Genomic DNA, 12,639 nt, shown 5'->3' on the forward strand with positions numbered 1-12,639 from the left:
GGGGGGAAATTAAGCTTTTGGCTTAATGAGGCCGCGCCGCAGAGAAGGCGACAGGATCGCGTACTTATTCGAAAAGGAGTGCGTCGGCGACGGCTAGCAGGGGGCAGTGGAGAAACCAGTGCGGGGCCGAATGTACCACCTGAGTTTCGGAGCGTCTAGCCCTCAATAACGAAAAGGCCCCGCATTATGCGGGGCCTTTTCATGACGCTTTATAACAACGCTTAGATGTTGGCGTCGAGGAAAGCAGCCAGTTGCGACTTCGACAGCGCGCCAACCTTGGTGGCTTCGACGTTGCCGTTCTTGAACAGCATCAGCGTCGGGATACCACGTACGCCGTGCTTGGCCGGAGTTTCCTGGTTTTCGTCGATGTTCAGCTTGGCAACGGTCAGCTTGCCTTTGTAGGTTTCAGCAATTTCGTCCAGAACAGGAGCGATCATTTTGCAAGGGCCGCACCATTCAGCCCAGTAGTCGACCAGTACAGCGCCTTCGGCCTTGAGTACGTCGGCCTCGAAGCTAGCGTCGCTAACGTGTTTGATAAGATCGCTGCTCATGGAAGTCTCCAGGTTGTAAGCAAAAAAACGTGGCCCATCATAGCCGCCCTTCCCCCGTTCAGGAAGCCGCAGATGATTGAGTCTCGCTATGGTGGCCCATGAGTTTGGGTATAGCTCAAGTCATGAGGTGGCGGGAGCGACGAAAGCAATTCCGGTGCGTAGGGCGGCGTTGCGCACATGCTCTTGCATAGCCTTCTGCGCGGCACCAGAGGCCCGACGAGCCAGCGCGCGGAGGATTTTACGGTGTTCCTGCCAGGTTTCCATGGCCCGTTCGGCCCGGATGAACGGTAGCTTCTGGCTCTCCAGAAAGATGTCGGCGCTGGCCGTCAGGATGCTCAGCATCGCCTGATTGCCGCTGGCCAGGAGAATGCGCCGGTGAAACTCGAAATCCAGTCGCGCCGCCGCATCGAAGTCGGCGGCGCGCAGTTCGTTGCGCATGGCGGCGACGTTGTCTTCCAGGGCATCGAGCTCATCGGTGCTCAGGGTCACGGCTGCCAGCCCGGCGGCAAAACCTTCCAGCGCGTAGCGCAACTGGAAGATGTCCAGCGGCGATGCCTGAGCCGCGAACGGCCAGCCCGGCGTCGCATCGCTGCGAGGCAGATCGACCGGTGACTGCACGAACACGCCCTTGCCCGGCTGGATACTGATCACGCCCAGTGCACTCAGCGACGACAATGCCTCACGCAATGACGCCCGACTGACCCCCAATTGCACCGCCAGGTCCCGTTGCGAGGGCAAGGCATCCCCTGCCCCGAAACCTTGCTCGGTGATCAGCTTGCGGATGGCTTGCAGCGCCACTTCGGGTACGGCGCGGGAAATCGAGTTCATGGTTTTTTCAGTCGAGACAGGCCAATGAGCGGCTAGTTGTAAAGCTATTCGCGACGCCCGGCAAGTCGTGCCCCATGGGGGTTCGGGAATTTTCACGGGTGCGCCATCAGGGTGCGAAATGCCACCCAACTGTTCAGACCAGTAAGACCGTACGACACCAGCAAAACCGTGGCCTGCGGCCCCCAAAAACCAATCTTGGCATGGCCCGTGCTCTGTCGATCCGCAGAAATCACTTCCCGCCGATCCGGAGATTTGCCATGACCATGCGTTACAGCGTCCTCATCAAAGCCCTGTTCGCAAGCCTGATGCTGAGCCAGGCACCCGCCCACGCCGACGGTCTGGAGGATGTGGTCAAGCGCGGTACCCTCAAAGTCGCCGTGCCCCAGGACTTCCCGCCGTTCGGTTCGGTCGGCCCGGACATGAAACCGCGGGGCCTGGACATCGACACCGCCAAACTGCTGGCCGACCAGCTCAAGGTCAAACTCGAACTGACCCCGGTCAACAGCACCAACCGCATTCCGTTCCTGACCACCGGCAAAGTCGACCTGGTGATTTCCAGCCTCGGCAAGAACCCTGAGCGCGAAAAAGTCATCGACTTCTCCCGTGCCTACGCACCGTTCTACCTCGCCGTGTTCGGCCCGCCAGACGCCGCCATCAAGGGCCTGGACGATCTCAAGGGCAAAACCATCAGCGTCACCCGTGGCGCCATCGAAGACATCGAACTGACCAAAGTCGCCCCCGAAGGCGCGACCATCAAACGCTTCGAAGACAACAACTCGACCATCGCCGCCTACCTCGCGGGGCAAGTCGACCTGATCGCCAGCGGCAACGTGGTGATGGTGGCGATCAGTGAGAAAAACCCGAAACGCGTGCCGGCGCTGAAAGTGAAGCTCAAGGATTCGCCGGTGTACGTCGGCGTTAACAAGAACGAGCCGGCGCTGCTGGGCAAGGTCAACGACATCCTCACCACCGCCAAGACTGACGGTGCGCTGGAAAAGAACGCGCAAACCTGGCTGAAAGAGCCGCTGCCGGCCGATCTCTGATCGTTCGCGCGGGAGACGATTTATGGCTTATCAGTTCGATTTCTTGCCGGTGGTGGAAAACACCGACCTGCTGCTGCGCGGTGCGCTGTTCACCCTTGAGTTGACGGCCATTGGCGCGGTGCTCGGGGTCGGTCTGGGTATCGTCGGGGCACTGGTGCGGGCGTGGAACATCCGCCCGTTCGCCGGCATTTTCGGGGTTTACGTCGAGTTGATCCGCAACACCCCATTCCTGGTGCAGTTGTTTTTCATCTTCTTCGGTTTGCCGTCGCTGGGCCTGCAGATTTCCGAATGGCAGGCGGCGGTGCTGGCGATGGTGATCAACCTTGGCGCCTATTCGACCGAGATCATCCGCGCCGGCATTCAAGCGATCCCCCGCGGGCAGCTGGAAGCCGCAGCTGCCCTGGCGATGTCTCGCTTCGAAGCCTTCCGCCACGTGGTTCTGTTGCCGGCGCTGGGCAAGGTCTGGCCGGCCCTGAGCAGCCAGATCATCATCGTGATGCTCGGCTCGGCGGTCTGTTCGCAGATTGCCACCGAAGAGCTGAGCTTCGCCGCCAACTTCATTCAATCGCGCAACTTCCGCGCCTTTGAAACCTATGCCCTGACCACACTGATCTACCTGTGCATGGCGCTGCTGATCCGCCAATTGCTGAACTGGATCGGCCGGCGGTTTATATCAAGAAACAGCGCAAGGACCAGCCAATGAGCGATTTCACTTTCTGGGACATCCTGCGCAACCTGCTCACGGGCCTGCAATGGACCCTGGCATTGTCGCTGGTGGCGTTCATCGGCGGTGGGCTGATCGGTTTGCTGGTCATGGTGATGCGGATTTCAAAAAAAACCCTGCCCAGCCACTTCGCCCGCACCTATATCGAACTGTTCCAGGGCACACCGCTATTGATGCAGCTGTTTCTGGTGTTCTTCGGCGTGGCGCTGGCCGGCTTGGAAATTTCACCGTGGATGGCCGCAGCGATTGCCCTGACGCTGTTCACCAGCGCCTATCTCGCGGAGATCTGGCGCGGCTGTGTCGACTCAATCCCCAACGGCCAGTGGGAAGCCTCGTCGAGCCTGGCGCTCAATCCGCTGGAGCAATTGCGTTACGTGATCCTGCCGCAAGCCCTGCGCATCGCCGTGGCGCCTACCGTGGGCTTCTCGGTGCAAGTGGTCAAAGGCACCGCCGTGACCTCGATCATCGGCTTCACCGAACTGACCAAGACCGGCGGCATGCTCGCCAACGCGACCTTCGAGCCCTTCATGGTCTACGGCCTGGTGGCGCTCGGTTACTTCCTGCTCTGCTATCCCTTGTCCCTCAGTGCGCGCTACCTGGAAAGGAGACTGCATGCCTCTGCTTAGAATTTCCGCCCTGCATAAATATTACGGCGACCACCATGTGCTCAAAGGCATCGACCTGAGTGTCGACGAAGGCCAGGTGGTGGCGATCATCGGCCGCAGTGGCTCGGGCAAATCCACTTTGCTGCGCACCCTCAATGGTCTGGAGTCGATCAATGACGGCGTGATCGAAGTCGATGGCGAATACCTCGACGCCGCCCGCGCTGACTTGCGCAGCCTGCGGCAGAAAGTCGGCATGGTGTTTCAGCAGTTCAATCTGTTTCCGCACCTGACCGTTGGCGAAAACGTCATGCTCGCGCCGCAAGTGGTGCAGAAAGTGCCGAAAGCCGAAGCCGCCGAACTGGCGCGGCAGATGCTGGAGCGGGTCGGGCTGGGGGAGAAGTTTGATGCGTTCCCGGATCGACTGTCTGGCGGCCAGCAACAGCGGGTGGCGATTGCTCGGGCGTTGGCCATGTCACCGAAAGTGCTGCTGTGTGACGAAATAACCTCGGCACTCGACCCGGAACTGGTCAATGAGGTGCTGAGCGTGGTTCGGCAACTGGCCAAGGAAGGCATGACGTTGATCATGGTCACCCATGAAATGCGCTTTGCCCGCGAGGTGGGGGATAAATTGGTGTTCATGCATCATGGCAAGGTGCATGAGGTGGGGGATCCGAAGGTATTGTTTGCCAATCCGCAGACGGCGGAGCTGGCGAATTTCATTGGGACGGTTGAGGCGGTGGGCTGAGCGATTTTCAGTGGCTGACAGGCCGTCTTCGCGAGCAAGCCCGCTCCCACAGGGATTTTGCATTGCCTATATTCCTGCGAACAACACCGAACCAATGTGGGAGCGGGCTTGCTCGCGAAGGGGCCATCCGCAACGCCGCAAGTGTCCCGTGGTAAAAGATCGCAGCCTTCGACAGCTCCTACGCGTTGGCGGCAGCGTTTGATCGTGGCAGGATGTCGAGGTTATCGACCGAGACCCCCTGACCATGCCGCAATCCCAAGCCAAGAATCTGTCCCTGATCGCCGCAATCGACCTGGGCTCCAACAGCTTTCACATGGTCGTGGCCAAGGCCCAGAACGGCGAAATCCGGATTCTCGAACGTCTCGGGGAGAAGGTTCAGCTGGCCGCCGGCATCGACGAAGAGCGTCAACTCAGCGAAGAATCCATGCAGCGCGGGCTCGATTGCCTGAAGCGTTTCGCCCAACTGATCAGCGGTATGCCGCCCGGCACCGTGCGGATCGTCGGCACCAACGCCCTGCGCGAAGCCCGTAACCGCGCCGAATTCATCCGTCGCGCCGAAGAAATTCTTGGCCATCCGGTAGAAGTCATCTCCGGCCGTGAAGAAGCGCGTCTGATTTACCTCGGCGTCTCCCACACCCTCGCCGACACCCCGGGCAAGCGCCTGGTGGCCGACATCGGCGGCGGCAGTACTGAATTCATCATCGGCCAGCGCTTCGAACCGCTGCTGCGCGAAAGCCTGCAAATGGGCTGCGTCAGCTTCACCCAGCGCTATTTCAAGGATGGCAAGATCACCCCGGCCCGTTACGCCCAGGCGTACACCGCGGCGCGGTTGGAGATCATGAGCATCGAACACGCCCTGCACCGCCTGACCTGGGATGAAGCCATCGGCTCCTCGGGCACCATTCGCGCCATTGGCCTGGCGCTGAAGGCCGGCGGGCATGGCACTGGCGAAGTGAATGCCGAAGGCCTGGCCTGGCTCAAGCGCAAGCTGTTCAAATTCGGCGATGTCGATAAAATCGATTTCGAAGGCATCAAGCCCGACCGTCGGGCGATCTTCCCCGCCGGGCTGGCGATTCTCGAAGCGATCTTCGACTCCCTCGAACTGCAGCGCATGGATCACTGTGAAGGCGCCCTGCGCGAAGGCGTGCTCTATGACCTGCTGGGCCGTCATCATCACGAAGACGTCCGTGAGCGCACCCTCAGCTCGCTGATGGAGCGTTACCACGTTGACCTGGAACAAGCCGCGAGGGTCGAACGCAAGGCACTGCACGCTTTCGATCAGGTGGCCGAAGACTGGGACCTGAATGACGGTGTCTGGCGCGAATTGCTGAGCTGGGCGGCCAAGGTCCATGAAGTGGGTCTGGACATCGCCCACTATCAGTACCACAAGCACGGCGCCTACCTGATCGAGCACTCGGACCTGGCCGGATTCTCCCGCGAAGACCAGCAAATGCTCGCGCTGCTGGTGCGGGGCCACCGACGCAACATTCCCAAAGACAAGTTCGCCGAATTCGGCGATGACGGCATCAGGCTGATTCGCCTGTGCGTGCTGCTGCGTTTTGCGATTCTGTTCCATCACATCCGCGGCACCCAGGAAATGCCACAAGTCGTGCTGCACGCCAACGGTGACAGCCTGGATGTGTTGTTTCCGGAGCACTGGCTGGACGACAACCAGCTGACCCAGGCCGACTTCGCCATCGAAGCGGAATGGCTCACCCGTGTGGACATCGTGCTCAACGCCCGCTAAACCCTGTGGCAAGGGAGCTTGCTCCCGCTGGGCTGCGAAGCGGCCCAAAAAAGAGGGACTGCTACGCAGTCCAACGGGAGCAAGCTCCCTCGCCACAAGTCATTCACCGCTCGGGCGGGAACAAAAAAGGGCGATCCATATGGATCGCCCTTTTTGTATCAACCGAATCTACGTTAACGAACAGCCAGAATCGGGCTGCCCAAACGCTCAAGCAAGGTTGCCTGGGCACTGCGCGGGTTCTGGTTGCCGGTCGGCGTGTTGCGGATGTAGCGACCGTCCGACTGCAAACTCCAGCTGTGGGTGTTATCGGTCAGATAAAGCTCCAGCTCTTTCTTGACCCGCAAAATCAGCTTCTTGCCCTCGACCGGGAAGCAGGTCTCGACGCGCTTGTCGAGGTTGCGTTCCATCCAGTCGGCACTGGACAGGAACATCTGCTCTTCGCCGCCATTGAGGAAGTAGAAGACCCGGGTGTGCTCCAGAAAACGACCGATGATCGAGCGCACGTGGATGTTGTGCGAAACCCCGGCGATGCCCGGGCGCAGGCAGCACATGCCACGCACCACCAAATCGATACGCACCCCGGACTGACTGGCCTTGTACAACGCGCGGATGACCTTCGGATCGGTCAACGAGTTGAACTTGGCGATGATGTGCGCTGGCTTGCCGTCGAGGGCGAACTGAGTCTCCCGGGCAATCATGTCGAGCATGCCCTTCTTCAACGTGAACGGCGCGTGCAACAGTTTCTTCATGCGCAGGGTTTTACCCATGCCGATCAACTGGCTGAACAGTTTGCCGACGTCTTCGCACAAAGCATCGTCGGAGGTCAGCAGGCTGTAGTCGGTATACAGGCGGGCGTTGGCTGCGTGATAGTTGCCGGTACCCAAGTGGGCGTAGCGGACAATCTCGCCAGCCTCGCGGCGCAGAATCAGCATCATCTTGGCGTGGGTCTTGAAGCCGACCACGCCGTAAATCACCACCGCACCGGCCGCTTGCAGACGACTGGCCAGTTGCAGGTTGGATTCTTCGTCGAACCGCGCACGCAATTCGATCACCGCCGTCACTTCCTTGCCGTTACGCGCGGCGTCCACCAGCGCATCGACGATCTCCGAGTTGGCGCCGCTGCGATACAACGTCTGACGAACCGCCAACACGTGCGGATCCTTGGCGGCCTGGCGCAGCAAGTCGACCACCGGGGTGAACGACTCGAACGGGTGCAGCAGCAGGATGTCCTGCTTGCTGATCACGCTGAAAATGTTCTCGCTGTTTTGCAGCAGTTTCGGGATCTGCGGGGTGAACGGGGTGTATTGCAGCTCCGGATGACTGTCCAGACCGGTGATGCTGAACAGCCGGGTCAGGTTGACCGGGCCGTTGACCTGATACAGCTCGGTCTCGTGCAGGTTGAACTGTTTGAGCAGGTAATCGGACAGCTGTTTCGGGCAGGTGTCGGCGACTTCCAGGCGCACCGCGTCACCGTAACGACGGGAGAACAACTCGCCGCGCAGGGCGCGGGCCAGGTCTTCTACATCTTCGGTGTCGACCGAGAGGTCGGCGTTTCGGGTCAGGCGGAACTGGTAGCAGCCCTTGACCTTCATGCCTTGGAACAGGTCATCGGCGTGGGCGTGGATCATCGACGACAGGAACACGTAGTTGTCGCCCGGGCCGCCGACTTCTTCCGGCAACTTGATGACGCGCGGCAGCAGGCGTGGTGCCGGGATGATCGCCAGGCCGGAATCGCGACCGAAGGCGTCGATGCCTTCGAGCTCGACGATGAAGTTCAGGCTCTTGTTCACCAGCAACGGGAACGGGTGCGTCGGGTCGAGGCCAATCGGGGTGATGATCGGCGCGATCTCGTCGCGGAAATAGCGGCGCACCCAGGTCTTGATCTTGGTGGTCCAATGACGCCGACGGATGAAGCGGACCTGATGTTTTTCCAGCTCCGGCAACAGAATGTCGTTGAGGATCGCGTACTGGCGATCAACGTGACCGTGCACCAATTCGCTGATGCGGGCCAGGGCCTGGTGCGGTTGCAGGCCATCGGCGCCGGCCTGTTCACGGGCGAAGGTGATCTGCTTCTTCAGGCCAGCCACACGAATCTCGAAGAACTCGTCCAGGTTGCTGGAGAAAATCAGCAGAAACTTCAGTCGCTCCAGCAATGGGTAGGACTCATCCAGCGCCTGTTCCAGCACGCGGATGTTGAACTGCAGTTGCGAGAGCTCACGATGGATGTACAGGCTGCTGTCATCCAGGCCGGGTATGGTAATCGCTGGCGCCGCAACAACGGGCTCGGCCACCACCGCGGGTGGAGCAGGTTCCAGCTCCGGCGGGGTTTCGGCGATTTGCTCCACCACAGGTTGAGCGTCTTTTACGGCAACTTCAGTGAGTCCTTCGGTATTCATCGAATGTTCCTGGGAGGGCTATTTTTGCTCTCGTAACAATTGAGCGGCACGGACGGCAAAGTAAGTCAGGATGCCATCAGCGCCTGCACGTTTAAAAGCGGTCAGGGATTCGAGGATAACCCCTTCACTCAACCAGCCATTCTGGATTGCCGCCATGTGCATGGCGTATTCGCCGCTGACCTGGTAGACAAAGGTCGGCACTTTGAATTCTTCTTTGACCCGGTAAAGGATGTCCAGATACGGCATGCCTGGCTTGACCATGACCATGTCCGCACCTTCTGACAAGTCCGCGGCCACTTCGTGCAGGGCTTCGTTGCTGTTGGCCGGGTCCATCTGATAGGAGGCCTTGTTGGCCTTGCCCAGGTTCAGCGCCGAACCCACCGCATCGCGGAACGGACCGTAATAGGCGCTGGCGTATTTGGCCGAGTAAGCCATGATCCGCACGTTGACGTGATCGGCCAGCTCCAGCGCTTCGCGGATCGCCTGAATGCGACCGTCCATCATGTCCGACGGGGCCACCACCTGAGCGCCGGCTTCGGCGTGGGACAGGGCCTGTTTAACCAGTGCGTCGACGGTAATGTCGTTCTGCACGTAGCCTTCTTCGTCGAGAATGCCGTCCTGACCGTGGGTGGTGAACGGGTCCAGAGCGACGTCGGTGATCACCCCCAACTCCGGGAACCGGTCACGCAATGCTCGGGTGGCGCGCTGGGCGATGCCGTTGGGGTTCCAGGCTTGCGCGGCGTCCAGGGATTTGAGTTCCGGCGGTGTCACCGGGAATAGTGCCAGCGCCGGAATCCCCAGCTCGACCCACTTGGCCGCCTCTTCCAGCAACAAGTCGATGGTCAGGCGTTCGACGCCCGGCATCGAGGCCACCGCTTCGCGACGGTTTTCACCGTCCAGCACGAACACCGGCAGGATCAGGTCGTCGACGGTCAACACGTTTTCACGGACCAGTCGACGCGAGAAATCATCACGACGGTTGCGACGCAGGCGGGTTGCAGGAAACAAACGGTTGGCGGGGGTAAAGCTCACGGCAGACTCCTGAGCCCGCGCTGGCGGGCGAGCGTGACAGTTATAAGCGGCCATTATGACGAACACATGACAAAAGTGTCTCGTCTTGAAGTCACTGTTCAACTGAACGTGACTCCAGGACGAGACACCTGTGCACCCCTGTGACAGGTAGCCGCATTCCATTGTCCTTGTAGGAAATGTTCACGTCGAGACACATTTTGACACTTTCCTGAATGTGTCCGAGGGGTTAGGCTGCGCGTTCATTTCGCCAGCACCCAGACAATGCTCCAACAATTTCTTCAGGAATTCGGCTACTTCGCCCTCTTTCTCGGCACGTTCTTCGAAGGCGAAACCATCCTGGTGCTCGCGGGCTTCCTTGCGTTCCGTGGATACATGGACATCAAGGTGGTGATGCTCGTGGCATTCCTCGGCAGTTATGCCGGCGATCAGCTGTGGTACTTCCTGGGACGCAAGCACGGGCGCAAATTGCTGGCGCGCAAACCGCGCTGGCAACTGATGGGTGATCGGGCGCTGGAACATATCCGCAAGCACCCGGACATCTGGGTGCTGAGCTTCCGCTTTGTCTATGGACTGCGCACCGTGATGCCAGTGGCGATCGGTCTGTCGGGCTATCCGCCGGGACGTTATCTGCTGCTCAACGGAATTGGCGCAGCCATCTGGGCCGCCGCGCTGGCTTCCGCCGCCTATCACTTCGGCGCAGTGCTCGAAGGCATGCTGGGCAGCGTCAAGAAATATGAGCTGTGGGTGCTGGGCGCCCTGCTGGTACTGGGTTTTTGCCTGTGGCTGCGGCGGCGCTTCAAGAATGCCCGTCTGGCGAAGAAGATCTACGCCGACGAGCAAGCGTTGAAAGCCGAACAGGCCAAATCCAGCGAACCTACGACGCCCATCGAGTGAAGCGGTTTCTACAACAGTAGAGACCGATGCCGCTGAGCAGGCTGTAACTGAGCAACCCTACCCAGCCCACCGCGCTGCCCGGCCATAGCCCGACCATCGGCGCCAGCCACACCAGCGGCAGGTTCGATGCCAGACGCAACAGCTCCAGCTTCAACGCCTGCGGGCGATTTTCCAGGGCCATGCCCAACACAAACAGCCCCAGTGCCACGGCACCCCAGCCCAACACCAGGGCCGACGTCGGCAGGCTCTGTTCCAGGTTCATCAAGTAACTGCCCAAGGCGATATAGACACAAAATTGCAGCGCCACATACCACTGCTGGCGCCCGTCCAGCGGCACCTCGAATTTGCGGAACTGGCTCAGGTCCGGTTTGCTCATCGGGTATCTGGCCGCCACATCCGCCGGTCGCCAACCGGTGCGCATGAACCAGATCCGCAGCTTGTCCCACCAGTTTTCGGCGCGCCGAGCGTCATCCCATAGCTGCGCATAGAACTGCACGTTCGCCCACAATGGATTCCAGCTCGCCAGCGGCGTGGTCACGCCGAAAATCACCGGTTCGTTGTCGTCCTCTTCCTGGAACGAACCAAATAGACGGTCCCAAATAATGAACACCCCGCCGTAGTTGCGATCCATGTAGAGAGCATTCTGTGCATGGTGAGCCCGATGATTGGACGGCGTGACGAAGAACCATTCGAACCAGCCGAGCTTGGGAATGTGCCGGGTATGCACCCAGAATTGGTACAGCAGATTCAGCGCCGCAACGCTGACGAATACCACCAGCGGCACGCCGAGCACAGCCAGGGGCAGATAGAAAATCCAGCTCAGCAGAAAGCCGGTGCTGGTCTGGCGCAAGGCCGTGGAGAGGTTGTAATCCTCGCTCTGGTGATGCACCGAGTGGGCGGCCCAGAGGATGTTGCGTTCGTGGCCCATGCGGTGCAGCCAGTAGTAGCAGAAGTCGTAGAAGACGAAAGCAAACACCCAGACCCAGACGCTGTCGGCCGACAGCTCGATCAAGGCCAGGTGCTTCAGGGCGAAAGCATAAGTCACCAGGCCGATGCCTTTGGTCAACAGGCCCGTGGTAGTCGACAGCACGCCAGTGCTGACGCTGTTGATCGCGTCTGCCACGCGGTAATTGCTCACCCCGCGCCAACGGTCGGCCAGCAACTCGACCGCAATCAGCACAAAGAAAAACGGCACCGCATACAGAATGAAGTTCATGACGCGACCTGATCAGAATCGTTCAGCAGAGATTAGGTGTAGCCGCGAATTAACCCTATGGCAACGAGTGACAAATTAGTGGACATTTAACGCCATGAATCTGGAGAAAAGCCCATGAGCAAAAAAATTGCAGTGATCCTTTCCGGCTGCGGCGTGTACGACGGCGCCGAGATCCACGAAAGCGTGATCACCCTGTTGCGGCTGGACCAACGCGGTGCCCAAGTGCAGTGTTTCGCACCCGATATCGCGCAGTTGCACGTGATCAACCACCTGACCGGCGAAGAAATGCCCGAGTCGCGCAACGTGCTGGTGGAATCGGCGCGGATCGCCCGGGGCAACATCAAGGATATCCGTGAGGCCAGCGTCGAAGACTTCGATGCCCTGATCGTTCCTGGCGGGTTTGGATCAGCCAAGAACCTGTCGAACTTTGCCGTCGAAGGCGCAGGTTGCAGCGTTCAGCCTGACGTCCTGGCGTTGACCGAAGCGTTCGCCGAAGCCGGCAAACCGGTGGGGCTGATCTGCATCTCACCGGCCCTGGCCGCAAAGATCTACGGCCCGGGTGTGACCTGCACCATCGGCAACGATGCCGATACCGCCGCTACGATGAACAAGATGGGCGCCACCCATGCCGAGTGCGCGGTAACCGACATTGTCGAAGACAAGGCTCGCAAGCTGGTGAGCACTCCGGCGTACATGCTGGCGCAATCGATCAGCGAGGCCGCTTCCGGCATCAACAAACTGGTCGACCGCGTACTGGAACTGACCCACGAAAACGACGAGTAACACTGCTCAATGTGGGAGCGGGCTTGCTCGCGAAGACTGACTGACATTCAACATTGATGTTGGCTGATACACCGC

12 protein-coding genes are annotated in these 12,639 nt (G+C 60.0%); 7 read left to right on the plus strand and 5 right to left on the minus strand.

All coding sequences use genetic code 11. The features are described from left to right. Nucleotides 1-221: 221 nt before the first annotated feature. Both trxA and IC37_RS17800 read right to left on the minus strand, forming a co-directional pair. The gene (gene trxA, locus IC37_RS17795; RefSeq protein WP_003206727.1) at nucleotides 222-551 is read right to left on the minus strand and encodes a thioredoxin TrxA; all 330 of its coding nucleotides are present in this window, start codon (nucleotides 549-551) and stop codon (nucleotides 222-224) included. Nucleotides 552-671: 120 nt separating this feature from the next. After that, nucleotides 672-1,379: a FadR/GntR family transcriptional regulator gene (locus IC37_RS17800; protein ID WP_030129083.1), complete on the minus strand. Its 708-nt coding sequence runs from the start codon at nucleotides 1,377-1,379 to the stop codon at nucleotides 672-674. Between the two features lie 257 nt (nucleotides 1,380-1,636). Between IC37_RS17800 and IC37_RS17805 the strand changes: the two genes are divergently transcribed. From IC37_RS17805 to ppx, 5 genes are all read left to right on the plus strand, one after another. Continuing rightward, nucleotides 1,637-2,422: a transporter substrate-binding domain-containing protein gene (locus tag IC37_RS17805; protein WP_030129084.1), complete on the plus strand. Its 786-nt coding sequence runs from the start codon at nucleotides 1,637-1,639 to the stop codon at nucleotides 2,420-2,422. A 22-nt stretch (nucleotides 2,423-2,444) separates the two neighbouring features. Then, on the plus strand, nucleotides 2,445-3,125 hold the full coding sequence (locus tag IC37_RS17810; RefSeq protein WP_030129085.1) for an amino acid ABC transporter permease: 681 nt from the start codon (nucleotides 2,445-2,447) through the stop codon (nucleotides 3,123-3,125). Continuing rightward, on the plus strand, nucleotides 3,122-3,772 hold the full coding sequence (locus tag IC37_RS17815) for an amino acid ABC transporter permease (RefSeq protein WP_030129086.1): 651 nt from the start codon (nucleotides 3,122-3,124) through the stop codon (nucleotides 3,770-3,772). The genes IC37_RS17810 and IC37_RS17815 overlap by 4 nt, the downstream gene beginning before the upstream one ends. After that, complete coding sequence (locus tag IC37_RS17820; RefSeq protein ID WP_030129087.1) at nucleotides 3,759-4,496, plus strand: amino acid ABC transporter ATP-binding protein; 738 nt, start codon at nucleotides 3,759-3,761, stop codon at nucleotides 4,494-4,496. Before IC37_RS17815 ends, IC37_RS17820 begins: the two co-directional genes overlap by 14 nt. A gap of 244 nt (nucleotides 4,497-4,740) precedes the next feature. Next, nucleotides 4,741-6,243 (plus strand): exopolyphosphatase, encoded by a 1,503-nt coding sequence (gene ppx, locus IC37_RS17825; protein WP_030129088.1) that lies wholly within the window; start codon nucleotides 4,741-4,743, stop codon nucleotides 6,241-6,243. A 173-nt stretch (nucleotides 6,244-6,416) separates the two neighbouring features. On the opposite strand, the gene ppk1 is transcribed toward ppx, so the two are convergent. Together ppk1 and hemB are read right to left on the minus strand one after the other, a co-directional pair. Then, nucleotides 6,417-8,639: a polyphosphate kinase 1 gene (ppk1, locus tag IC37_RS17830; RefSeq protein ID WP_030129089.1), complete on the minus strand. Its 2,223-nt coding sequence runs from the start codon at nucleotides 8,637-8,639 to the stop codon at nucleotides 6,417-6,419. An 18-nt stretch (nucleotides 8,640-8,657) separates the two neighbouring features. Continuing rightward, a complete protein-coding gene (gene hemB, locus IC37_RS17835) occupies nucleotides 8,658-9,671 on the minus strand; it encodes a porphobilinogen synthase (protein ID WP_030129090.1) in 1,014 nt (337 codons plus the stop codon). A 261-nt stretch (nucleotides 9,672-9,932) separates the two neighbouring features. On the opposite strand from hemB, the gene IC37_RS17840 reads away from it, so the two are divergent. Continuing rightward, complete coding sequence (locus IC37_RS17840; protein ID WP_008076083.1) at nucleotides 9,933-10,565, plus strand: DedA family protein; 633 nt, start codon at nucleotides 9,933-9,935, stop codon at nucleotides 10,563-10,565. On the opposite strand, the gene IC37_RS17845 is transcribed toward IC37_RS17840, so the two are convergent. Then, nucleotides 10,546-11,781 (minus strand): sterol desaturase family protein, encoded by a 1,236-nt coding sequence (locus IC37_RS17845; protein WP_030129091.1) that lies wholly within the window; start codon nucleotides 11,779-11,781, stop codon nucleotides 10,546-10,548. The genes IC37_RS17840 and IC37_RS17845 overlap by 20 nt on opposite strands. Nucleotides 11,782-11,895: 114 nt before the next feature. Between IC37_RS17845 and elbB the strand changes: the two genes are divergently transcribed. Beyond that, complete coding sequence (gene elbB, locus IC37_RS17850) at nucleotides 11,896-12,564, plus strand: isoprenoid biosynthesis glyoxalase ElbB (RefSeq protein WP_030129092.1); 669 nt, start codon at nucleotides 11,896-11,898, stop codon at nucleotides 12,562-12,564. Nucleotides 12,565-12,639 lie beyond the last annotated feature (75 nt).

The sequence above is a fragment of the Pseudomonas sp. QTF5 genome, from assembly GCF_000512695.2.
Classification (GTDB): Bacteria; Pseudomonadota; Gammaproteobacteria; order Pseudomonadales; family Pseudomonadaceae; genus Aquipseudomonas.